20 protein-coding genes and 1 pseudogene are annotated in these 23,748 nt (G+C 38.8%); 11 read left to right on the top strand and 10 right to left on the bottom strand.

Annotated features, from left to right (window positions below; genetic code table 11):
• The first annotated feature begins 3 nt into the window (after nucleotides 1–3).
• Nucleotides 4–1,221, top strand: coding sequence for an MFS transporter (locus MTQ00_RS05485; protein WP_273648033.1), 1,218 nt, complete (start codon nucleotides 4–6; stop codon nucleotides 1,219–1,221).
• A gap of 78 nt (nucleotides 1,222–1,299) precedes the next feature.
• On the opposite strand, the gene MTQ00_RS05480 is transcribed toward MTQ00_RS05485, so the two are convergent.
• On the bottom strand, nucleotides 1,300–2,223 hold the full coding sequence (locus tag MTQ00_RS05480) for a DUF3078 domain-containing protein (RefSeq protein ID WP_172282699.1): 924 nt from the start codon (nucleotides 2,221–2,223) through the stop codon (nucleotides 1,300–1,302).
• A gap of 293 nt (nucleotides 2,224–2,516) precedes the next feature.
• Here MTQ00_RS05480 and MTQ00_RS05475 point away from each other — a divergent pair, with 293 nt between their 5' ends.
• Together MTQ00_RS05475 and MTQ00_RS05470 are read left to right on the top strand one after the other, a co-directional pair.
• Nucleotides 2,517–3,929, top strand: coding sequence for an aminotransferase-like domain-containing protein (locus tag MTQ00_RS05475; RefSeq protein WP_172282701.1), 1,413 nt, complete (start codon nucleotides 2,517–2,519; stop codon nucleotides 3,927–3,929).
• A gap of 378 nt (nucleotides 3,930–4,307) precedes the next feature.
• Entirely contained in the window at nucleotides 4,308–4,652 is a 345-nt protein-coding gene (locus MTQ00_RS05470; protein WP_172282703.1) for a mannan-binding lectin, read from the top strand.
• Nucleotides 4,653–4,935: 283 nt separating this feature from the next.
• On the opposite strand, the gene MTQ00_RS05465 is transcribed toward MTQ00_RS05470, so the two are convergent.
• Nucleotides 4,936–5,793: a helix-turn-helix domain-containing protein gene (locus tag MTQ00_RS05465; RefSeq protein ID WP_172282705.1), complete on the bottom strand. Its 858-nt coding sequence runs from the start codon at nucleotides 5,791–5,793 to the stop codon at nucleotides 4,936–4,938.
• Nucleotides 5,794–5,945: 152 nt separating this feature from the next.
• On the opposite strand from MTQ00_RS05465, the gene MTQ00_RS05460 reads away from it, so the two are divergent.
• The gene (locus MTQ00_RS05460) at nucleotides 5,946–6,479 is read left to right on the top strand and encodes a carboxymuconolactone decarboxylase family protein (RefSeq protein ID WP_273648032.1); all 534 of its coding nucleotides are present in this window, start codon (nucleotides 5,946–5,948) and stop codon (nucleotides 6,477–6,479) included.
• A gap of 19 nt (nucleotides 6,480–6,498) precedes the next feature.
• Here MTQ00_RS05460 and MTQ00_RS05455 read toward each other — a convergent pair whose 3' ends face one another.
• Nucleotides 6,499–7,383: a LysR family transcriptional regulator gene (locus tag MTQ00_RS05455; protein ID WP_273648031.1), complete on the bottom strand. Its 885-nt coding sequence runs from the start codon at nucleotides 7,381–7,383 to the stop codon at nucleotides 6,499–6,501.
• 95 nt (nucleotides 7,384–7,478) lie between these two features.
• Here MTQ00_RS05455 and MTQ00_RS05450 point away from each other — a divergent pair, with 95 nt between their 5' ends.
• Entirely contained in the window at nucleotides 7,479–8,345 is an 867-nt protein-coding gene (locus MTQ00_RS05450) for an alpha/beta fold hydrolase (protein ID WP_273648030.1), read from the top strand.
• Between the two features lie 82 nt (nucleotides 8,346–8,427).
• Here the strand turns inward: MTQ00_RS05450 and MTQ00_RS05445 are convergent, their stop codons facing one another.
• The 5 genes and pseudogenes from MTQ00_RS05445 to MTQ00_RS05425 form a co-directional block, all read right to left on the bottom strand.
• Nucleotides 8,428–9,606, bottom strand: coding sequence for an acetyl-CoA C-acyltransferase (locus tag MTQ00_RS05445; RefSeq protein WP_273648029.1), 1,179 nt, complete (start codon nucleotides 9,604–9,606; stop codon nucleotides 8,428–8,430).
• A 35-nt stretch (nucleotides 9,607–9,641) separates the two neighbouring features.
• Entirely contained in the window at nucleotides 9,642–11,183 is a 1,542-nt protein-coding gene (locus MTQ00_RS05440) for an MDR family MFS transporter (protein WP_273648028.1), read from the bottom strand.
• A gap of 201 nt (nucleotides 11,184–11,384) precedes the next feature.
• Nucleotides 11,385–12,533, bottom strand: a complete 1,149-nt coding sequence (locus MTQ00_RS05435) for an efflux RND transporter periplasmic adaptor subunit (RefSeq protein ID WP_273648027.1) — start codon at nucleotides 12,531–12,533, stop codon at nucleotides 11,385–11,387.
• Nucleotides 12,534–12,540: 7 nt separating this feature from the next.
• Nucleotides 12,541–16,879 (bottom strand): annotated as a pseudogene (locus MTQ00_RS05430) (CusA/CzcA family heavy metal efflux RND transporter).
• Nucleotides 16,880–16,961: 82 nt separating this feature from the next.
• A complete protein-coding gene (locus MTQ00_RS05425; RefSeq protein WP_273648026.1) occupies nucleotides 16,962–17,294 on the bottom strand; it encodes a hypothetical protein in 333 nt (110 codons plus the stop codon).
• 380 nt (nucleotides 17,295–17,674) lie between these two features.
• On the opposite strand from MTQ00_RS05425, the gene MTQ00_RS05420 reads away from it, so the two are divergent.
• From MTQ00_RS05420 to MTQ00_RS05395, 6 genes are all read left to right on the top strand, one after another.
• The gene (locus MTQ00_RS05420; RefSeq protein WP_273648025.1) at nucleotides 17,675–18,250 is read left to right on the top strand and encodes a Crp/Fnr family transcriptional regulator; all 576 of its coding nucleotides are present in this window, start codon (nucleotides 17,675–17,677) and stop codon (nucleotides 18,248–18,250) included.
• Between the two features lie 108 nt (nucleotides 18,251–18,358).
• Nucleotides 18,359–18,901: a YceI family protein gene (locus tag MTQ00_RS05415; protein WP_273648024.1), complete on the top strand. Its 543-nt coding sequence runs from the start codon at nucleotides 18,359–18,361 to the stop codon at nucleotides 18,899–18,901.
• Between the two features lie 21 nt (nucleotides 18,902–18,922).
• Nucleotides 18,923–19,141: a tautomerase family protein gene (locus tag MTQ00_RS05410; protein ID WP_172282726.1), complete on the top strand. Its 219-nt coding sequence runs from the start codon at nucleotides 18,923–18,925 to the stop codon at nucleotides 19,139–19,141.
• A gap of 4 nt (nucleotides 19,142–19,145) precedes the next feature.
• Nucleotides 19,146–19,877 (top strand): SDR family NAD(P)-dependent oxidoreductase, encoded by a 732-nt coding sequence (locus MTQ00_RS05405; protein ID WP_273648023.1) that lies wholly within the window; start codon nucleotides 19,146–19,148, stop codon nucleotides 19,875–19,877.
• Nucleotides 19,877–20,323 carry a nuclear transport factor 2 family protein gene (locus MTQ00_RS05400; protein ID WP_273648022.1) on the top strand — a complete coding sequence of 149 codons (447 nt, stop codon included), beginning with the start codon at nucleotides 19,877–19,879 and terminating at the stop codon, nucleotides 20,321–20,323. Before MTQ00_RS05405 ends, MTQ00_RS05400 begins: the two co-directional genes overlap by 1 nt.
• 26 nt (nucleotides 20,324–20,349) lie before the next feature.
• A complete protein-coding gene (locus MTQ00_RS05395; protein WP_273648021.1) occupies nucleotides 20,350–21,426 on the top strand; it encodes an NAD(P)H-dependent flavin oxidoreductase in 1,077 nt (358 codons plus the stop codon).
• A 266-nt stretch (nucleotides 21,427–21,692) separates the two neighbouring features.
• Here the strand turns inward: MTQ00_RS05395 and MTQ00_RS05390 are convergent, their stop codons facing one another.
• Both MTQ00_RS05390 and MTQ00_RS05385 read right to left on the bottom strand, forming a co-directional pair.
• Nucleotides 21,693–22,442 carry a porin family protein gene (locus tag MTQ00_RS05390; RefSeq protein WP_273648020.1) on the bottom strand — a complete coding sequence of 250 codons (750 nt, stop codon included), beginning with the start codon at nucleotides 22,440–22,442 and terminating at the stop codon, nucleotides 21,693–21,695.
• Nucleotides 22,443–22,451: 9 nt separating this feature from the next.
• Nucleotides 22,452–23,747 (bottom strand): TolC family protein, encoded by a 1,296-nt coding sequence (locus MTQ00_RS05385; protein ID WP_273648019.1) that lies wholly within the window; start codon nucleotides 23,745–23,747, stop codon nucleotides 22,452–22,454.
• Nucleotide 23,748: the final 1 nt, after the last annotated feature.

The raw sequence follows: 23,748 nt of genomic DNA, 5'->3' as shown, positions 1-23,748 counted from the left end.
AATATGGCAATCAAAAGTACAACTATGGTAACTCCTAAGATTGGAGATACTCATTATCACAACAACATACCTTTAAAAAAAGTTCTCGCTCCGATTGTAATTTCCGTATTTGCGGTATACCTTACAATTGGAATTACACTGGGTGCCTTACCGGCTCTGATTAAAAATGAACTGAAATTCGACTCCTTTATCGTGGGGGGTGTGATGGGGCTTCAGTTTTTAGCTACTTTATTAACAAGGGCTTATGCCGGTAAAATAACCGATACACTTGGGGCTAAAATCAGTAATCACAGAGGGATATTTATGGTTTTTGTAGCCGGGATCCTTTATATTGCAGGAAGTTCCTCTGTACATTTCCCAATTTTAGCATTAGGATTGCTGATTCTGTCAAGAATTATTCATGGTATTTCTGAAAGTATGATGGTAACGGGAGCGCTAACCTGGGGAATTGGACTTGTGGGAGCACACAATTCCGGCAAAGTAATGACCTGGAACGGAATTTCAATGTATGGAGGAATCGCTTTAGGAGCCCCGTTAAGTATATGGATGGGAAGCCAATTCGGTAGTGTTGTTCCTTTTACATTAATTCTGGTCCTTTCTGTAGTGAGCTGGTTATCAACAGCCCGGCTGCCAACCCTTGAAGCGGATCCTACTCATATAAGAACTCCTTTTTATAAAGTGATTGCAAAAGTCTCCGATCAGGGATTGGCACTGGCTTTCTCTTCCATAGGATTTGCATGCATAGCTTCCTTTATCGCTTTGCTTTTCGCTGAGAAAAACTGGGAGCATGCTTCTCTTGCTTTTGTTTGTTTTGGTGGATTTTACATTCTTACCAGAATATTATTTGCCTCCCTTCCCGACAAGTACGGTGGTTATAAAGTAGCCTTAGGGTCTTTTGCTATTGAGATCATAGGACAGCTATTGATAGGTTTTTCTCATTCGGGATGGATGGCAATCGTAGGCTGTGCACTTACGGGAATTGGTTTTTCCCTGGTATTTCCATCTTTGGGAGTACTCGCCATTAAAAAGGTAACTCCGCAAATGAGAGGAACAGCACTGGGAGCTTATTCCGCTTTTTTCGATCTTTCACTAGGCCTGGCTGGTCCGATAGCGGGGATTATTGCAGGCTGGCTGGGATATCAGTCTATTTATTTTTTTGGCGCGATCAGTGGGCTTCTGGCTATGCTGACTTTAATGGGCAGAAAAAGCGGACATCAATAATTTTCATTTTTCTCCATACTAAATAAAAAAGACTAACCATTCTTCGGTTAGTCTTTTTTATTTTTTCGATGAATAGTGCTACTTCTTCATCCAGGATTGATTGTCTTTTTTATCAGAACGTTTTTTCCCGTTATCAATATTATAGGCAAAACCAACTCCCAAAGTCTGTTTCAGCTGTGTTCTTCTGATCTGGTTGTGATCATATAAAAGATCCAGCGTTATGTTGGTTGAAATAAATTTGTTGATCTTCATATTTAAAATTCCGCTGTAAGACAGGACCAGTCTTTCAGGATGATCTAAATAATTGGAAAAGACAGACCCTGTATTTGTAAGGTTGATGTTTTCCATGATCTTTATTTTATAAATGGCTGTTCCCAGGAAACCGAACTGAAATAGTGAAGAATCTCCATCATTCTTTAAGCCGTAAGTTCCTGCATACTGAAGGTCTTTATCCAGTACAAAAGTTACCCTTGCATTTGCCGGACGTAATGTCATGGTGAAATTATCATTAGGTCTGTATGTAAAACCAGCACCTACATTAAGGTATCCCGGAGCCATAAAGTTGGATATCTTTTTCGCATCAGGATTATTTCCGTCCTCATAGCCCGGAGCAAATTGAGTTTGTAAACTTACACCACCGGATGCGTACCAATTTTTAGCGATCTCCCTCCCATAGTTACTTGAAAGATTAATTACATCCTGGGTCTTTCTTGTTCCTACGCCCTGGGTATTGTTTTGTCCGTATCCAAGGATAATAATATTTTCCCAAAGGTCCTTCCCTTTTTCATAAGTAAGGTTATAATTCACACCGGCAAGCCAACCCACGTTGTTTGCTCCACCACCTACCCAGTTCGAGAATGCCGCCTGGTTCAGCATTAATGTGTTTTGACCTTGAATGCTCCATGCTTTTGTCGTATCAACAGCCGGAGCCTCTGTTTTTGCTTCTTGTGCTGCAGCAAAAATTCCCAAAGAAAGAGAAAGGGTTAATAAAATTTTTTTCATAATTTATAAGATTTGGTTGCAAAAATAGAAATATAAATTTTGTTAAAAAATATTAAAAAAATCTAAAATCACTTAAAATTAAGATTTTTTATAATACAATTTTAAAAAGTTATAGAACAATATTTTACAGATCATTCACTTTTGTATGAAATATATCGTATTAAGCGGTATTTCTGATAGAAATCATTTTTTATGAATTAACGCAGTGCTTGTGACTCTTTATCTGCATGATAAATTATTAAACGGGGATTTAATTTCTTAATTTTGAACTACACAGAAATAATACCGATTGAATGAAAAAAGAAATCCTTTATCTGAAAATTGCCGGGATCATTGAGCAGCAGATTCTCAGTGGAACGTTAAGGCTTGGTGATAAATTGCCTTCTATACGGACCTTACAGAAAGTATATAATGTAAGCATCAATACCGTTCGGCAGGCATTTCTGGAGTTAGAAAGTAAATCGTTGATAGAACCACGACCTAAATCCGGCTACTATGTAAGTAAAGCTTCACAAAGGAAATTTTCTCTTCCTTCTGTTATTATCCTGGAATCCCTGCAAAAAGAGCAGTACCCGGAACATCTTTTCCTTAAGACATTTGCTTCTTCGGAAAATACGGACATTACCCATTTTTCCCTCGGGCTGCCGGAAAAAAGCCTGCTGCCCATCGCCCAGCTTAATAAGAGCGTGACTACAGTTATGCGAAGCCTGGCAAATGGCGGGGCAACGTACGAATCTGTTCAGGGAAATCTCAATTTTAGAAGAACGGTTGCCAGATGGGCATTTATGCTGGAGGGTAAAGTTACAGAAGATGATGTGATAGCAACGTCCGGAGCGATGAACGGAATGTTTACCTGCCTGATGGCGGTTACCAAACCCGGAGATAAGGTTGCTGTAGAAAGTCCCGCTTACTTTGGTATTCTTAAAATGATAAATGCCATGGGACTTGAAGCTGTAGAAATCCCTTCAGACCCTTCTACAGGTTTAGATCTCGAAGCATTGAAAAAGGTTTTGCCTGTCATAAGTGCATGCTGTTTTGTGGTTAACTTCAATAATCCTTTAGGTACACTCATGCCTGACGATCATAAAAAGGAGCTTGTAAAAATGCTTACGGAATGGGATATTCCATTAGTTGAAAATGATATTTTCAGGAATGTGTATTATGGAGCCGAGAGGCCGAAACCCTGTAAAGCATTTGATGAAGCCGGTATTGTGATGTTGGTGAATTCCATATCCAAAACACTGGCACCGGGTTACAGGCTCGGATGGATTATCCCGGGCAAGTATAAGGATAAAATTATCCAGCAGAAGCTGATACAAACGCTTTCTACCCCTGCTTTGTATCAGGAAGCCATATCCCATTTTTTAGAAAACGGAAGGTATGATCATCATCTTCGTACATTCCGGAAAATAGTACAAAATAATTGTCTGAAGCTTCAGCAGGGCATTGAGGATTATTTTCCTGATAATACTAAAGTTTCCCAGCCGGAAGGTGGATTTATGGTATGGCTGGAACTTGATAAAAAAATTGATACTGTCAAACTGTTTGATATGGCCATCAGGCGGAATATTACTTTTGCTCCGGGAAGAATGTTTACCCAATACAATCAGTATAACAACTGTATGAGGCTTAATTTTGCGATGGAATGGACAGATAAAGTTAACTCCGATCTTAAGACGCTTGGGGAAATTGCCAGTAATTGGTAATCTGTGCCCTAATAAAAAACAGCAACTGTATCTGTACCTGTCGTACGAATTGCTCTAAATTTGTACCAACAAAACCAAATGATTGAAAAAATTGATGAGGCTATAAGTAATAATTATAGCTTCGTCTTTTTTTATGTCCTTTTCTCTTAAAAAAATTAACTTCTTTTGTTTTTTCTGTTATTTTCCATTGATCAATCTGATATATCTAATTTCGGAGAAATAATTTAAACCTATTAGCCCTTTATTGATGGGGGTTAACTCATTTTTTTTTAAAGCAGTAGGTATAAATACTGACCAAAAAAAATGGTGTTTTCTACTCTAGTGTTTGTTTTATTATAGTTGCACCTTTGGTATGTTAAAACATAAAAAACAAACACCATGTCAAAATTCAAAATCAACATCGTTGCAGGTCCGCTTTGGAGCAACGATCAGGCTCAGAAATTAGGAGGTCGTATTGCTGCGGCACATTTAGGAAAATTTACCGGACAATGGTCTACCATTGTTGAGGGGGAAATGAGTGTAATTGAAGTTGAGTACGATACGGTTCCTACAGGAAGCACAGAATATACATTGGATGTTCTGGCAGGTCCTATCTGGAGCAATGAAGATGCAAAAGAAATATGCCCTTCCATTTGTGCCTCTTACGGTGGTACCTGGAACGGACAATGGACAACAGTCGTTGAAGGTAAAATGAGCGTTTGCGGCTGTGTATTCAAATTTTAGTCAATAAAAAGTTTCAAACCTCCGGGATTTTTCCCGGAGGTTTTTTTATGGATCTGAAATACTTGCTGTATGTTTAAATAGAAAAAACTCCTCTGAAAGAATTATACCTATATTTGAAAATATATTAATAGTATGTATGCATAATATTAATATGTTATTTAAAATTGAATTAAAATATTAATAAAATTATAATGTATTACATAATATATTTTATTATATTTGCACTTCGAAATAATTTTTTTTCATCATTTGTGTTTTTTAAGGCCTCCCTCGGGAGGCTTTTTTATGGAGTGGAAATTCCTGCTGATTGCTTTTTGAACGCCAGAGGTGAAAGTCCCGTTACCCTTTTGAAAAAGCTACTGAAATAAGCAACATCTTCATATCCTAATTCATAAGCAATTTCTTTGGCTGAGCTGTTGGTAAAAAGCAGTAATCTTTTAGCTTCCAGTATAATCCTTTGCTGAATGATTTCAGAGGGAGTTCCGTTATTATAGAGATTAAAAAGATTGGACAGGGTTTTGGGAGACTTATGAAGCTGATCTGCATAAAACTTTACGGAATGTTCCGACTTATAATTCTTTTCAACCAGTAAACTGAATTGCCGGATAATATCCAGTTTTTGTTCAGGAAATTGATCTGCAACAAATTGTTTTTTTGCCGACCGTGTAATCAGGATGATCAGGCGCTTCAACAGCATCCGGAGCATGTCCTCCTGGATATCATCTACATCCTGGAATTCTTCAATAAAAATACGCAGTAGCAATGTGAGTTTATCACGGACCTGATCCTCCACGGAAACAAACATACTTTGAGACAAACCATAAAAAAGAAATCCTACACACCCTACTTCGGAATCATGACTTTCAATGCAGTAGAAATCTTTATTAAACTGCCATACGATGATTTGTGAATTGTCGGGAAAATCAAATGACTGATTGACCATTAAGCAAAGTATGCTGCCTGATTTGAATAGATAGGATATTTTATCTATTGTAATAAAAATGTCCGGACCCTGGTTCCATGCCAATGTCAGAAATTTGTCTTTACGGTCTTTTCCGTAGAAAACCCTGTCAAATTTTTCTTCATGGACAAGAAGCCGGCAAGCTGCTTCCGTCTGTTTATTATAGAAATTATAGATCATCTTTTATCTCACTAATTTTTAATAAAAGTCTTATTTGAACAAATGTATCATTTGGAAAGGGAAAAAAGCATACATCTTCGGGAAATTGTTCTATTTTTTTGAGGTCAGGGATCACTGAACTTTGTCGTATTAATTTTAAACAACAATTACAAATGAAAAATTTTCAGATTCCTCAAAAAGAGCAGCTTTCAGAAGCAAATCAAAATATTTTTAACCAATTAGAAAAAGGGGTTGGCTTTGTTCCTAATCTGTATGCAACTTTTGCACATTCGGAAAATGGGCTTGCCACTTATCTTGCCTTGCAAAATGCCAAGTCATCCTTAAAAGCAAAAGAAAAAGAAGTAGTGAACCTTATTGTCAGCCAGTATAACAATTGCCTGTATTGTTTAAGTGCTCACACTGCTATTGCAAAGCTGAACGGATTTGATGATGATCAGATCCTTGAAATCAGAAAAGCAAAAATATCTTTTGATTCAAAACTCAATTCCTTAGGGCAACTGGTTTATGAGGCAGTAAGCAATAAGGGTGAGATTTCTGAGGAGACAAAAAATCAGTTTTTCAATGAAGGATATACCGAAGGCCATTTGGTAGATGTGATTATTGCGATCGGTGATAAAACAATAACCAATTACTTGTTTGCAGCTACAAAAATTCCCGTAGACTGGCCATTAGCTCCGGAACTGTAAATAATTACAAAAGGCAATCTCAAAAAGAGATTGCTTTTTTATTACCTGTTGCATACATCCCGATAAAAGATTCCAAAGCTTGGGATTTGGGAATGCTTTTCAGGTAGATGAGAGAAGTGGATATGGTATTGATCTCCTTACTGAGCTTAAAGGTTTTCAATTTCCTGCCACCGTAATACTTTTCAATCAGCTCAAGCGGAAGCAAGGTAATTCCCAGGCCTGCTTCAACGAAATTAATGATCCCTTCAATAGAATTCATGACCATGCTCTTGTATTGTATCACTCCCCTTGCATTGAGCAAAGTTTCAAGCCTTGCCCTGTAAACGCAACCCTGGTCAAAAACAACAATATTCAGATTGTCCTTTTTGAGAATTTGATTGACTGATCTTTCATCCAGAGAAGTCACAATAACCAGCTCATCCTGCTTGATGTGGATCTGCTCGAGTTGTGCGGAATGAATAGGTGCAGAAACAAACGCCGCATCCAGCTTATAATTCAGAACATCATCAATAAGCTTTGAGCGGGTGTCCGATTTAAATTCCAGCTGGACATGAGGATAAGCATTCATAAAACCCGAAAGGATTTCGGGGGCTTTAAATACCAGTGTTGTCTCTATACATCCTATGCACAGGTTCCCTCCTATCTGATCAGAATTTTTAATTTCCTTTTTGGCTTCTTCTATTGTGTGTGAAATCTTACGGGCATATTGAATAAATGCATGTCCGGCCGTGGTTAAAGAAACTTTTCTGGAAGTACGCGTAAAAAGCTGAGCTTCCAGTTCTTCTTCGAGCGTTTTTATCCTTGCGGTAACATTGGATTGTACGGTACACATAACTTCCGCAGCTTTTGTAAAACTGCCGGAAGCAGCTACTGCTTCAAATATTTTTAAATCATTTAAATTCATGTATCATTTTTTATGATTATTCATATCATAATTAATCGTTTTATGTAATCAAATGTATGGCGTAATTTTGAAATAACAAAAAAATAAAAACAATTATGAACCCAACCATTTATTACAACAATACAGACGTTGATGGTCTGAATATTTTTTACCGTGAATCCGGGCCTGAAGATGCTCCTGTTCTTTTGCTTCTTCATGGATTTCCTACGTCTTCACACATGTTCCGCAACCTGATTCCTAAGCTGAATGATCAATATCATATCATTGCACCGGATCTACCGGGTTTCGGGTTTAGTGATGCTCCGGATTCTGACCACTTCAGCTATACGTTTGATAATCTTGCCAGGATAATGCAGGGATTTATTGATAGATTGGAATTAAAAAGATTTGCCCTTTATATTTTTGATTATGGTGCTCCTACCGGTCTTAGGTTAGCTTTAGCCAATCCCGAAAAAATAACGGGAATTATTTCTCAGAATGGGAATGCATATGAAGAAGGTCTTAGTGACAGCTGGAGTTCGATAAGAAAATACTGGGAAGATCCTACTCCGGAAAACCGTAAGCTCTTAAGTGATTTTACTTCTGAAAAGATGACCAAATTCCAGTACCAGGAAGGTGTTAAGGATCTTTCGCTTATCGCCCCTGAATCTTATGCTCTGGATCAGCATTTTCTGGACCGCCCGGGAATGAATGATATTCAGATTGACCTGATGCTGGATTACCGGACTAATGTGGCACTATATCCTGAATTTCAGGCATATTTCAGAAAATACCAGCCCCGGTTCCTGGCTGCATGGGGAAAATATGATCCTTTCTTTTTGCCTCCGGGAGCGGAAGCTTACAAAAAAGATATTCCTGATGCTATTGTAAAATTTTATGAAACCGGACATTTCGCACTGGAAACCCATACAGAAGAAATAAGTAATGACATCAGGGAGTTTTTAAAAGGCCTGCCTTCGTAAGCCTGGAATATTGTATTCATAAAAAAATGTCCGGTCATTCATCTGGCCAGACATTTTTTAATGGAAATTAAAAATACTTTAGTTATATATTCATATTTTCGATAACCATAGCGGAAGCTCCGCCGCCGCCATTACAAATGGCAGCTACACCATATTTTCCCTTTTCCTGTTGAAGGACATTGACAAGCGTCACAAGAATTCTGGCCCCGGAAGCTCCTATAGGATGTCCGATGGCTACTGCGCCGCCATATACATTCACTTTTTCAGGATCAAAACCTAAGATCTTCTGATTGGAAAGTACAACTGAGGCATAAGCTTCATTGATCTCAAAATAATCTACTGCTGAAAGGTCAAGGTTGGCACTTAAAAGAGCTTTTGGAATAGCAAGAGCCGGAGATGTTGTGAACCATTCCGGTGCCTGGGCGGCATCTGCGTAACCGATAATTTTGGCAAGCGGTTTCAGCTGATATTTTTCTACAGCTTCTGCCGAAGCGAGAATCAAAGCTGCGGCACCGTCATTCAGATTACTGGAGTTGGCCGCGGTAAGCAATCCGTCCCGTTCAAAAACAGGCTTCAGCTGAGCCATTTTTTCAGGAATAAGCTTAAAAATATCTTCATCTTTATCGATGGTAATGGTTTCTTTTCCTTTGGTGAATTCTACAGGAACAATTTCATTTTTAAATTTCCCCTGTGCAGTTGCGTTTTGTGATTTCTGATAAGAAGACAATGCATAATCATCCAGTTCCTGCCGGGTATGTCCATATTTTTTAATTCCCAGCTCTGCCGCACTTCCCATATGGAAATTATGATAAACGTCCCATAAACCGTCTTTAGTCATCCCATCAGTAAGGGTAAGGTCTCCTAATTTTTTTCCGTTTCTTATGAAGGCATAATGTGGTGTATTGCTCATACTTTCCATTCCGCCTGTTACGATGAGATGTTCAAGGCCTGTCTGGATTTGCTGTGCTCCCAATGAAGTTGCCTTCATTCCTGAAGCACATACCTTATTGATGGTCGTGGCATCTTTATCATACGGGATATCAGCAAAAATAGCAGCTTGTCTTGCCGGAGCCTGTCCTACTCCTGCACTCAGTACATTTCCCATATAAACACTGTCCAGTAATTCCGGTTCCAGAGAAATGTTTTTATAAGCTTCCCGAATGGCCAGAGCGCCCAGCTGTGTGGCTGTAAAAGTGGACAGATTCCCAAGTAATCCTCCGACGGGAGTACGTTTTGCTGATACAATGAATACTTCTTTCATGATATTGATTTTATTATATTTTATATGATTCTGTTTTAATGGTCTGCTGATACGATTACTATTTTTTTATTTTTATTCCTCTTCAGGAAAAATAATAATAAAGGTAAGACAAATATAAATGCCAGACCAATAACCATATAGGCATCGATATAGCTTAAAAAAAATGATTGTTTCACCACAATTTTTTCCACCAGACCTATTGCTTTTTGCTGTGCTTCAGGAAGACCGAATCCCTTGCTCTGAAAAAGTGAAGTATAGGTTTGAAGACGATCCATTACCGAACGGTTATCCGGAGTAAGGTTGGAGATAAGGTCGGTACGGTGAAGGGCAACCCTTCTTGCGATATATGTATTGATAATGGATATTCCAAATGAACCACCCAACTGGCGCATCATGTTGTTAATAGCGGTTCCCTGGGGCATATCTTCAGCTTTTAAAGAAGAAACGGCAAGTGATGCAAGCGGAACGGTAAGTAAAGCCATTCCCAGTGCTCTGAATATAAGATTAATGGAAATTGTAGCAAAAGAAACATCCAGGTTTACCTGTGCCATAGACCAGTTAAAATAAATAAAACAACAAAAACCAAGAAATACTACCAATGCAGGAGGAACTCCTTTTTGCAAAACTTTCCCGGTAATGATCAGCGCAAATACGGCAATAATGGAACCCGGAAGCAGTAAAAGACCAGCCTGAGCCGGGTTGAATCCTAAAAAGCGTTGTGCCAGTACAGGAGTGAGGTAAATGGAAGTAAACATGCCAATCCCGGTTATAAAGGTAAGTATGGCAGAGATACTGAGTGAAGGGTGCTTAAGAACCGATAGCTTTACCACGGGATGTGGTATAGTGAGCTCCCTGTGAACGAAAAGAACGAGTGAAAGGACAGCTGCTACAGTGAGGAAAATAATATAACGGGCAGCAAACCAGTCTTCCGTTTCCCCACGCTCCAAAACCGTTTGTAAAGAGCCGATACCAATAATTAAGAGAATAATTCCTGGCCAGTCGATCTTTTTAACCTTTTGCCGGGTCGGAGATTCGGGTAATAATTTTAAACATAGAATAGCGGCCAGTATTCCTAAAGGAATGTTGATGTAAAAGATCCATCGCCATGAAAAGTTATCCGTAATAAATCCACCGAGTGTAGGCCCGATCGTGGGTCCTATAAAAACCCCGATCCCAAATAAAGCGCTGGCAATATTCTGTTTTTCTTTTGGAAAACACTCGTATACAACCATGGCAGATACAGATAATAATGCTCCACCTCCAATTCCCTGCAGAAACCGGAACATGACGAGTTCCCAGAGGTTTGTGGAGTTGCCGCACATAAAAGAACAAAAGGTAAACAGGATAATAGAGCCGATGTAATAATTCCGCCGGCCAAGGTTATTGACCAGAAAGCTGGTCATCGGAATAATAATAACGTTGGCAATTCCATAAGCTGTAACCACCCAGGAAATGTCTTCTAATGTTGCCCCCAGGTTTCCGCTCATATAATTGAGGGCAACATTTACTATGGAAGTGTCTATAAGCTCCATAATGGCTGCGGAGATTACCGTGATAATAAGAATGATTCTTTTCATAGCATTTTACTATTTAATATACCGATCGGTATATTTTGAATTAAAAAATTTTATGATTCAAACAAAAGGAATAAACCGTCTTTAATTCAGTAGTTCCATTTTTAAATGGCAAAGATATAAAATAAATATACCAATCGGTATATTTATTTTCGGAATCATAAAAAGCCGTTCAAACGGTTGAACGGCTTTGTGCTAAAATGATTATTCTGCTTTATTTTTAAGGATCATCAGGAGATTGTAAGTTCCTTTTTGTACCAGTCTTTTATTTTTTAACGATTCAGATTTGAGAATTTCCGTAAATCCATTATCTGAAATTCCTGTGATTACGGGGATCATTTTATACCGGTGATTTCCAAGGTCTTCAAAGATATAGTTCTTATTTTCAAATGATACTATAGATTCGCCGGGTAAGCCGGTCGTATTTCTACCACTAATGCTTACTTCTGCATTGATGTACATTCCGCGCACAAACTCTGTGCTGGATGCGGACAATTTGGCTATAGCTACCGAGGATCCTCCATTTTCGATATTGGGAACAAGGCTTATAATTTTGGCAGGATATTTCTGGTCCGGGTTCTGATTATTATACACCAGGATCTCCTGCCCGGTTTTTATATCATTTACGTCATTTTCAAATACTTTTAATTCCAATAACAGACCAGCAGGGTCAATCAGTTCAAATAAGGTATCGGAAGGATTGATATACTGACCATTATTAACCCATATTTTACTTACAAAACCGCTAAAAGGGGCATGAATGCTTATTCTGCTTTTAATATTTCCGGAATTTAGTCCTTTCGCATTGATGCCTATGATCCTGAGTTTTTCTTCCAGTCCCTTCAATGTAGCGTTCAGTGTGGAATAATCCGCCTGGGCGGTCTGTAATGTTTTGTCACTACTGGCTTTGCTGGTGTTGAGGTCTTTTTGCCTGTTGAAGTTCAATCTTGCTGATTCAAGCTGGGCCTTTGTAACGAGATAATCCTGCTGAAGCTGTATGAACTGAGGATCTTCTACTACAGCCAGTACCTGTCCTTTTCTGAAATGACTCCCGTTAATAACATTGATCGATTTTATATGTCCTCCCATAATACTGGAAAGAGAACTGATATGAGACGGAGCTATGTCTGCTTTTCCGTTCAGCCGTACCGTTTTTTCCATGATCCTGTTTTGAATACCTGTCAAGGTAAGCCCTGTAATTTTGATCTGCTGATCACTTAACTGAACGATATTCTGGTTTTTTGATGCCAGTTTTTTATTTTCATAGACTGTGGTTTCCTCTTTCTTTCCCGAACATGAGGTTAAAAATAAGGCCGCAACAATGATGTATAATGATGATTTTCTGAAATACATGATATTATTATTTTGAAATTAAGAAATTAAGCTCGGCCCCCGTTTGATTGAGTCGATCTAAATTTTCGATATAATCAACCTTTATTTTAACAGCCTGATTGGTTAAAATAACCCAATTGAGGAAATCGATCTCTCCTGCTTCCATTTGTTTTTGGGCTGCTTTAAGAATTGTTTCAGCTTTGGGCAGTTGCTTCTGTTCGTAATTTTGTATGATCGCAAGCTGGTTAGCATAGGTATTGGCCAGCTGTTCATACCTGTTTTTCAGTTCGGTTTCTTTTCTTTGGTATTGATTTTCTGCAATGGCCACTTTTGCTTTTGTTGCTTTTGCCAGTGCTCGCTGTCCTTTTGTAAATAGAGGGATCCCAACACCGACCTGAACGGAATTGAAACGGTTGTTATTGATATTCTTCATGCTCTGATTAGTGTATCCTACAAGAAGATCCGGAAGGAGTTTGCTTTGTTCTAAACGGGCTTCTGCTTCATTCACCTTGATTTGCTGATTCAGATACTGGAGCTGCGGATGATTTCTTAAGACATCCCCCGGAATTTGAAAGTCAACATTCAGGACGGGTTGATCAGTAAGCGGCAGGTATCTTTTTTCCGACTGAAGCAATACCTGAAGCTGGAGCTGTGCAATATTGAGGTCGTTTTCAATAATATTCAGCTGCACTGCGGCCTGTTCCCTTTGAATTTCGGCCGTTGACTCCTCGAGAATATTGGCTTCTCCTTTTTTCAAACGTAAACTTGCTTTGTCGGCAAAGCCATTGTACAGCTCACTGATGTAATCCAGCACTTTTTTCTTTTCCTTTAGAATAATAATTCTGTAAAAAACTTCTGAAACTTCTTTAGTCAGTTGGGCTTGGGTGAGCTGCTGATTCATAAGACCTGAAGCCCATTCCGCATCCAGCAATTGTTTTCTTCTGGAATAAACAGTCGGAAAACTAATGCGTTGAGATACGGAAAACGAATTATCGGTTTCGATTCCCTGTATCTGGCCGATACCTGCTGTCACTTCCAGTTGAGGAATGTCGAGATAGCTTGATTTCAGTTTTTCCTGATAGGCTGAAATGAGTCTGGAATTCTTATAGTTTCCGTTTTGCCGGAAGGCAGCTTCCAATGCCTGATCCAGTGTAATGTTTTCCTGTGCCTGAATACTTCCGAAAGAAATGAATAACAGGAGTATGGTTAGTTTTTTAAAGTTTCTTTTTTTTGAGAATTTCATTTTATTTTTATTGATTCGTTCAAATAAGACATACAAAATAGGCAGGACAAATAAGGTTAAGAGCGTAGCAAGCATTAAGCCTCCTATAACCACGGTAGCCAGAGGTCTCTGTACTTCTGCCCCTGCACCACTGCTTAACGCCATAGGAAGAAAGCCCAGCGAAGCGACAAAAGCAGTCATCAGTACGGGACGAAGCCGGATTCTTGTGCCCATTAAAACAATTCTGCTGAGATTGGTTATTCCATTATTTTTTAATCGGTTGAATTCTGATATCAAAACAATTCCATTAAGTACCGCAACACCAAATAATGCAATAAATCCTACTCCTGCACTGATGCTGAAAGGCATTCCCCTGAGGGCCAGAAAATAAACTCCACCAATGGCTGATAGCGGAATTGCGGTGTAGATCAGCAAACTGTGTTTTACGGAACCAAATGCGAAGAAAAGAAGCAGAAAGATCATTACCAGTGAAATAGGAACAGCGACACCTAATCTTGCTTTAGCTTCATTTAAGTTTTCAAAGGCTCCACCATAAGAGATGGTATAACCTGAAGAGAGTTTCAATTCTTTATCGGTCTTTTGCTGAAGTTCCTCCACGATACTTTGAACATCTCTTCCACGGACATTAAATCCGACAACAATTCTTCTTTTGGTATCTTCCCTCTGGATTTGGTTGGGACTGCTTTTCAATTCTATGCTAGCCAGCTGGTGTAAAGGAATCTGCTCACCAGAAGCAGTCGGAACCAGAAGATTTTGAATACTTGTTATATCTTTTTTATGCTCATTGTCCATTCTTACCACGACATCAAATTTTCTTTCACCTTCATACAAAGCCCCGGCAGTTTGTCCGGCAAAAGCCATATTGATCACCCTATTGATTTCCATTACGGAAATATGGTAACGCGAGAGCTCGGCACGGTTATAACCGATAACTACCTGTGGCGCCCCGACAACAGGCTCCAGATAAAGATCCTGTGCACCTTTTACTGTATTGATAATCCCACCCAGCTTTTTGGCATATGCAGCAAGGCTGTCCAGATCTTCTCCATAAATTTTACACACCACATCCTGTCTTGCTCCGGTCATTAATTCATTAAAGCGCATTTGTACCGGGAACTGAAAACCTGTTTTGAGCCCGGGAATAACCTGCAATGCTTTGCTCATCTTTTCGGATAATTCCGGGAATGATCGTGCAGACGACCATTCTTTTTTAGGCTTCAGAACAATGATCATATCACCCGCATCCATTGGCATCGGCTCTGTGGGAATTTCGGCACTTCCGATTTTAGTGACTACCTTTTGCACCTCTGGAAACTGTTTTAAAAGAATGTGCGCCGCCTGGGTGGTTGCTTTTTTGGTTTCATTAATATTACTTCCCTGCAGGATACGCATTTCTACAGCAAAATCACCTTCCTCCAATGATGGAATAAACTCTCCTCCCATCCGGGAAAGGGTGAAAACAGCTCCTGCGAAAAGGAGAAGTACTGTGATAATAATGGTTTTTCTGTACTTCAATGCTTTTATCAGAAGCTTTTGATGCCCGGTTTCTACCCTGGTCATCACCTTGTCTGAAATATTGTCTTTGGTCTTTTTCTTTCTGCTAAGAACCAGGGAACTCATCATTGGAATATAAGTAAGGGAAAGCAGGAAGGCCCCGATCAATGCAAACGCGACAGTCTGAGCCATGGGTTTGAACATTTTACCTTCAATCCCTTGTAATGTGAAAATAGGGAGGTATACGATCAGGATAATAATCTGCCCGAAAACCGCACTATTTACCATCTTGGTAGCGGAATCTGAAACCTGTGTATCCATTTCTTTTTTGCTGAGGATATGATCTTTCCCGAAATGTTTTTTATGGGCAAGCTGATGCAACACAGCTTCTACGATAATAACAGCCCCATCAACGATAAGTCCGAAATCAAGAGCACCGAGGCTCATGAGGTTTCCTCCGACTCCAAAAAGGTTCATCATGATTATGGCAAAAAGCATTGCAAGTGGAATTACAGAAGCGACAAGCAGACCGGCACGGAAGTTTCCTAAAAAGAGAACAAGAATGAAAACAACAATCAGGGCTCCTTCCATCAAATTGGTTTTTTACGGTACTGATTGTATTGTTAACCATTTTCGCACGATCCAGGAAAGGCTCAATAACAACACCTTCCGGTAAGGTTTCCTGAATTTTTTCCAGACGCTGTTTAATATTACCAATCACTTCGTTGGCATTTTCTCCTTTAAGCATCAGTACAATAGCTCCCGAGACCTCTCCTGTGTCATTATAGGTCATTGCTCCATACCGGGTGGCATATCCCGTTTTTACTTCCGCCACATCCCTGATAAGAACAGGAATGCCTTCTCCTGTTGCTGATACTTCGATATTACCTATATCTTCAGTACTTCCCAGAAGACCCTCTGTCCTAATGAATAATACAGTCTCCTTCTTTTCAATATAAGCCCCGCCGGTATTTTGATTATTCCGCTCCAGGGCATCGAAAACGTCATTGATGGTAATATCAAATGCTTGTAATTTATTGGGATTGATAGCAATCTCATATTGTTTCAGTTTTCCTCCAAAGCTGCTGACATCCGCAACTCCTTTTGTTCCCAGAAGCTGGCGGCGGATAATCCAGTCCTGGATGGTTCTCAGTTCGGTCTCATCGTAGATGTTCTCGTAGCCTTTTTTTGCCCGCACCACATATTGGAATATTTCACCTAATCCACTGGAGATAGGTCCCAATTCCGGTTTTCCGATTCCTTCCGGTATATTATCCTGGACTATCTGCAGACGTTCCTGAACCTGTTGTCTTGCCCAATATACATCGGTATTATCATTAAATACCACCGTAACAAGGGATAAGCCGAACCGTGAAAAACTTCGGAGCTCTGTTATGCCATTGATGTTACTGGTAGCCTGTTCAATGGGAAAGGTTACCAGACGTTCGATATCAGCTGCTCCATATGAGGGTGCGACAGTGATAATCTGTACCTGATTATTGGTAATATCAGGCTGAGCATCAATTGGAAGCTTTGTTGTTTCATAGATTCCAAGAAGAATCAGCCCCATTGTAAAAAGGGCAATAATGAGTTTATTCTTTACAGAAAACTCAATAATTTTATTTAACATGAAAAAATTAATTAATTGATAGATAACAAGATTAAGCTGCTCTAAAAAGTATTTTAAAGCATAGTTATTGCGCAGAGATTAATTAAGAATGGCGTGGAGGCTGGAAAATCCTGGAAAGATAGAGTCCGGAAAAATCTTTTTCCTGATAAAAAGTGTTTTTTTGCTGAACCGGAAATTCTTTTATTTTTTCAATATGAAATAGGGTTTCCGGAAGTTGCGCATATACCATAAGCACAACAGGAGGATTGATGAATGGCAGTTTCTGATCGGTATCCCAATCCTGGTCTTTTTTATGATTATCATAATGTTCTACCAGAAATTCTACACAATTGCCGTCATATTCCATCAGATGTTCTATAAAGACCGGAGCCTTCAATACTTCCGCCATATTTGTTGTCGCAAATACGTAAGTCATAGAACAAAATATAGAAATCCACTTCAGCATAGGTGACAAAGATAAGGTTTTTTGGTCTTTTTTACGTGAATTAATTGTTAAAAAATGCTTTATTCATGCATGTTTTACTCTTTTTACTAAAGTTTGATTAATACGATAACAATCAAAGTTAGAGTTTTATAACCTTATGTTTTTTGAGATGATAATTTTTGATTTTCAATATTTTACATTTTTTTGCTGCTGTACCTGAATCATCCGTTTTTGGTATTTAGGTATTATTGCAATTGTTTTCTTTACCCTACTAAAATTAGACTGAAGTTCTTCTTAATGGATAAGATAAAGTTAAGGGCTGCTTTAGGGAAATGTTTTACATTGTATATTTGTAATTCAATTAAAAATTGATGACCCATCCTAAAGAGATATTACAGCAACATCTGTCGCAATTTGTTTCTCTCAATGAAGAGCAACTGGATTATGTATTTTCGCATTTCACCCTGATCAGTCTGAAAAAAGGACAGATGCTTTTGTCGGAAGGAAATCATGTAGATCACGAATATTTTGTCCTGGAGGGTTGCCTTAAGGCGTTTTATCTAAATGATGCCATGAAGATGTTTATTTTACAATTTGCAATGCCAAATTGGTGGGTTTCCGATTATAATGCACTGTACAGTCATCAGAAGGCAACCATAAATATTGATTGCATTACCCATGCAACCGTATTGGCCATATCCAATAAAAACAGAGAAAAGATATGCAGCGAAATTCATGAAATGGAGCATTTTTTCAGGTGGAGAACCAATAAAGGCTATGTTGCAGTACAGAAACGCCTTCTTTCACTAATGAATAACGATGCTAAGTTCAGATACGAAGAACTTTTATCAATGTATCCTCAATTGTATAATCTTGTCCCTAAACATCTTATAGCTGCTTATCTCGGTGTTTCCAGAGAAACCTTAAGCCGTTTGTATCAATCCTGATCTCTTAATTTACTCATTGCTTTTCAGTAAAATTAAATTGTGACCCAGGTCACGCAACTTTTTAACGTCCCCTTCTGAACTTTGTGTCAACATTTAAACATAGAAAAAATGAATACACAAAATTTTAAAGTAGACCATGAAAAAAGTACAATAGAATGGACCGGAAGAAAAATAACCGGTGCTCATAATGGGACCATCGGAATCAAAGAGGGGTCATTTACTTTTAAAGACAACCAACTATCTTCAGGAACATTTATTATAGATACCCGTTCTATAAAAATTCTTGATATCGAAGATGCTGAGACCAACGCTCAGTTTGCGGGTCATTTAGCTTCCGATGATTTCTTTAATTCGGATCAGTTTCCGGAATCTACCTTTGAAATCAGGCATATAGAGCCTGGTGATGATCATCTGTATTATGTAAACGGAGATCTTACGATTAAGGGAATCACCCATCCTATTGATACTGTATTAAAAATCGAGAACACTCCAAACTCAGCAACTATTCAAAGTAAAATTGTTCTTGATCGTACTAAGTATAATATGAAATTCAGATCAGGTAATTTCTTTACGGATTTAGGGGATACCTTGATATACAACAATTTTGACCTCACCATTAATCTGGTTGCTGAATCAGTTGAAAATAATTAATAATCCTAAAAATTTACAATCATGCCTTATATAAAAATAGAAGTTCTGCGTGACGGAGTTACAAGAGAACAAAAACAACTTTTGATAAAAGGAGTAACAGAACTGGTAACTTCAGTTTTGAATAAAGATCCGCATCTTACCCATGTAGTGATTGATGAAATAGAAGATGATAACTGGGGATATGCCGGAGAGCAGGTATCTGCGTTGAAAGAACAGGGATTTTCCACCGATAAAAAATAGAAAAATGGAAAAACAAACGGTCATCATAACAGGTGCATCCTCAGGAATCGGATTGGAGATCGCCAGGTATTTTCTGGAAAAAGGAAGTAATGTAGTTATTAATTCAAGAACAGAATCTAAATTGCAGAAGGTTTTTAATGAATTGGGAGGTGGAGATCATTTGGCAATGATTGCAGGGGATGTTGCCGACAAAGCTATTGGTGAATTACTTGTAAAAACAGCGATTGAGCGATTTGGTTCAGCAGATGTTCTTGTCAATAATGCAGGAATTTATGAAAACAAACCATTTCTTGAAGTAACAGAAGATCATCTGGACAGGTTTTTAAGAACAAACCTTAAAGGGACCTTTTTTACGACACAGTCGGTTATTCCTCAGATGCAGAAGCAGAGAAATGGAGTTATTATTAATATAGGTTCTCCATTGGTATATCACGCTATGGCAGGATCTCCTTCTACGGCTCCGATATCGAGTAAGGGTGCGATCCATGCTTTAACACATCAGCTTGCCACCGAGTTTGGAAAAGATAATATCAGAGTAAATACCGTTGCCGCCGGGCTGATCAGAACCCCTATGCACGATGAAAATATCGATCAGGCAGCAGGAATTCATTTACTGAACCGTATCGGTGAACCTGAAGAAGTTGCACAAATGGTTTACAGCATTGCATGCAACAAACTGATCACGGGAGCGATAATCAATGTGGATGGCGGCATGGGAGCCGGACATTACCTATAATGAAAATTGTATTATTAATAGCATGGTTGCTGGGTATTCCACTAAGCAGCCATGCTCAAAAAATCAACACTATGAAAAATAGTACAGAAGAAACCGCTATAAGAACCGCACTTGAGCAATATTACTTCAAAGGCATTTTTGAAGGGAATACAACACTTTTGAAGGAAGTCTTCTTCAAAGACGCCCTTCTATTCGGAGATATAAAAGGAGTAGCGTATTATAAAACAGCGGAACAATACATCGAAGGTGTAGGCAATCGGGTCAGCCCGGAAAAGGTAGGAGCACCGTTTCATCCGGAGATTATTTCCATCGACGTGATCAATTCTATTGCTTCAGTAAAGCTCAATGTGAAGATGTACGATTATAATTACTATAATTTTATTACTTTCCATAAAATAAACGGGAAATGGCTGATCGTAAACAAAACCCTTACGGATGTTGAATAATTGGTAACCCAATCAAATCACTTATTATGTGGAATAAAAACAGAATTACAGATTTACTTGGAATTGAATACCCTATCTGGCAGGGACCTTTCGGAGGAGGCTTATCTACAGTAGAACTCACTTCACGGGTAAGCAATAAGGGTGGATTAGGTGGTTTTGGAGCATATACCCTTAGTCCGCAGGAAATTTATGAGGTCGATCAGAAAATAAGATCTCAAACGTCCCAGCCCTATAATCTTAATCTTTGGGTTTCCGATACAGATTTTGTCAGTGCGGAAGACAGTGAAAAAAGCTATAAAGAGACTGTGGAGGCTTTTAGGCCTTATTTTGACCGGCTGGAAATAGATGTTCCCGCTCTTCCACCCTCTTTTGAATCCAGGTTTCAGAATCAGCTGCAGACGGTTTTGGATATTAAACCAAAGGTTTTCAGCTTTATGTTTGGGTTGCTGGATCCAACTGTTGTCGAGGAATGCCATAAAAGGGGAATTCTTTTGGCGGGAAACGTAACGACATTGGACGAAGCGATAGCTCTGGAGAATATTGGAGTAGATATTATTGTTGCTTCAGGGTTTGAAAGCGGCGGTCACAGACCTTCATTTTTGGATAAGGCTGAATACTCAACTACGGGCACATTCGTTCTTGTCCAGTTGATAAAAGATAGGATTAAAATACCGGTCATTGCTGCCGGTGGAATTGCTACTGGGACCGGAATTGCAGCTGCGCTTACATTAGGAGCGGAAGGAGTGCAAATCGGAACTGCATTTCTGGCTTGTGAGGAATCCGGTGCTTTGTCTGTTCATAGAGAGGCTCTTTTTTCAGAGTCGTCAAAAAACACGAGGCTGTCAAGAGCTTATACCGGACGTTTAGGCAGAGGAATAACCAATGAAATTTTAAAGGATCTTTCAGAAAAACAGATTCCTCACTTACCTTTTCCATTACAAACTACTTTTATGTCATCTTTGCGTAAGGCCGCTCTGGAACAAGGGAAAAATGAAATGGTATTTTTCTGGGGTGGGCAGATCGCACCGGTTCTTAAGCACAAAAGCGCATCGGTATTGATGGATAGTTTAATTACTGAAGCCTCAAAAATACTTCCTGGATGATAGTTTCCTTAGGCAACTTAGATCTAAGAATTTGAGCACAAAGACGCTATAGTTTTATAGAATTCTATATGCCGGTTTTAGCGCGTTAATACATTTTGGAACTAAAATAAGCCGGGTTTTAACCCGGCTTTAACACTAATTTAGAAATAAATAATCTACGATATAAGATGATCGTATTGGATTAAAAGGAACCAAAAAATATATATAATTTCTTTGTGTTTTTACTGTTCTGTTGTAGAACTTTGAGATTTTGATTCCTTTTTGTATTATTTATAAGAATGATATGATGTCAGGTCATATGCTAAAGAAAGCATAAGTCCCCGGTTGTATATTTTAATTTTATCTTTTTTAGCATTGCCGTTTGCTGAACTGTTGGCATTCTGAAAAAGATCTGTAAAACCATGTGTGTATCTTAGCCCTACCGACCATCTGTCTTTTAGTTGGTAGTCCAGACCGATATTCATCCCAAAATCAAATTTCTGAAGATAATATCTTTTGCTTTCATCATTGGCCGCATCTCCGAAAATGCTTTTATCCCGTAAAACGTTACCATTTTCATCTTTTCGTTTTGTATTGGCTGCTGCTAAAACACTTACATACGGCCCCGCATAGAATTTAAATCCGGATAGGCGGTAATTCATGTTCACAGGAATAATATCAATATAAGAACTGTTGATCACTGAGTTATAAGTTTTGTCAGAACTATCCTTATAGGAGACACCTACCCTTCTTTGGCTGAAAATCAATTCATGGGTCAGTTCTATATTTTTGCTTATCCGGGTGTTAACAAATACGCCTGCATGGAAGCCCGGTTTGAATTTTGTGTCTGGATTTGCAAAAATAAAATCCCTCTCTTTGCCGTAAAAATTATAAGAATTAATACCCGCTTTCACACCCCAGCTTACTTTGTTTGTGTTTGATTCTATGGAATCTGTTTTTAACGTATCAGAATTCTGTTGAGCATATATAAAATGCCCTTCAAATAATATGATCAGTATAAAAAATATTTTTTTCATTGTTTTTAATTATAAATTAATATCCCATATTCCGGCAGCTCTTTCAAGCTCTACCAATGCAACGGCACAGTTGTAAAGTGTTCCGTAATAATCGTGCTGTACATCATTATAGGTACGTTGTGCATTCAGGACTTCCAGTAAGGAAGACTGACCTCTCTTATAGCTGTATATTTTGCCTTCAAGGATAGCTTTAGCTTCTGTAAGCAAACCGGATTTAAACTGATTCACCTGCTTTTGAGCTGCGATATAGGTGTAATATGCCTGGGTAACTTCGGTTTGAATCTGGAGCTCAGTCTGTTTGTAGGTTGTTTCTGCCTGTAAGGTACCGTATTGTGCTGCTTTCAGATCTCCTGATCTGTTGTTTGAAAATTTCAGGGGAACACTGATTCCTGCATTTACAGTAGTCATTGCAGGTGTGGGGGCGATGGTATTTCTCACGTAAGAAGCATTATTAACACCAAATGACAGTCCCAGGTCAATCGCGCGGTCAGCCTTAGCTTGCTTAAGCAGACTTTGAGAAACGGTTTTGCTTTGCAGGGCTGCTTTTAAATCTGCCCTGTTGTTTTGAGCTTCAATAACCAGATCCGATAAGGAAAATTGACGTTCAAACCCTGAAAAATCGCCCTGAGGATACCATAAAGAATCACTTTTAGCTTTTCCCGACAAAAGTGAAAGGTTAGCTAATGAAGCTTTCCACTCTGCTTCTGCAGAAAATACATCGTTCAGCATAGTACCTGCTTCCAGCTTTGATTGCCTGGCATCTACCTGGGTGATCACTCCTAATTTGAAGCGGATACTGTCGGATTCCGCCAGTTTTTTCATCTGCAGATAAGAATTGGATTCTACATCCAGCACGATCCTATTCTGGATAGCAGAGAGATACGCCAGTGTAGCATCTGCCCGGAGATTACGGAAATAATCATCCAGAAGAAGACGGCTAAGCTGTGCCTGATTTCGAGCAACTTCTATACGGGCTTTTCTTTTGCCACCCATTTCCAATGTCCAGCTTACTTCAGAGTTAAAACCATAGCCCATCTTCATTCTTCTTTGTCCGTTATCAAACCATCCGAAGCCTAATTGTGGATCCGGAAAAATCCGGGCGGTTTGTATCGCGGCATCGGCAATATTGATATTGAATTTTTCTGCAGAATATGCCAGATTGTTTTTTCCGACCAGATTGATATAGGTCATATAATCAATTGGTTTTTTAGCGAATGCAGTATCAATCTTCTGGGCCTTTATATTGAAGGCTGAAACGAGGAATATTATGATAAAAAGCTGTGTATATTTTTTTATTGTGATCATT

The organism is Chryseobacterium sp. B21-037 (assembly GCF_028570785.1).
Lineage (GTDB): Bacteria > Bacteroidota > Bacteroidia > Flavobacteriales > Weeksellaceae > Chryseobacterium > Chryseobacterium proteolyticum.
Note: the sequence above shows the minus strand (reverse complement) of the source record. Positions and strands in the feature narration are given on the sequence as shown.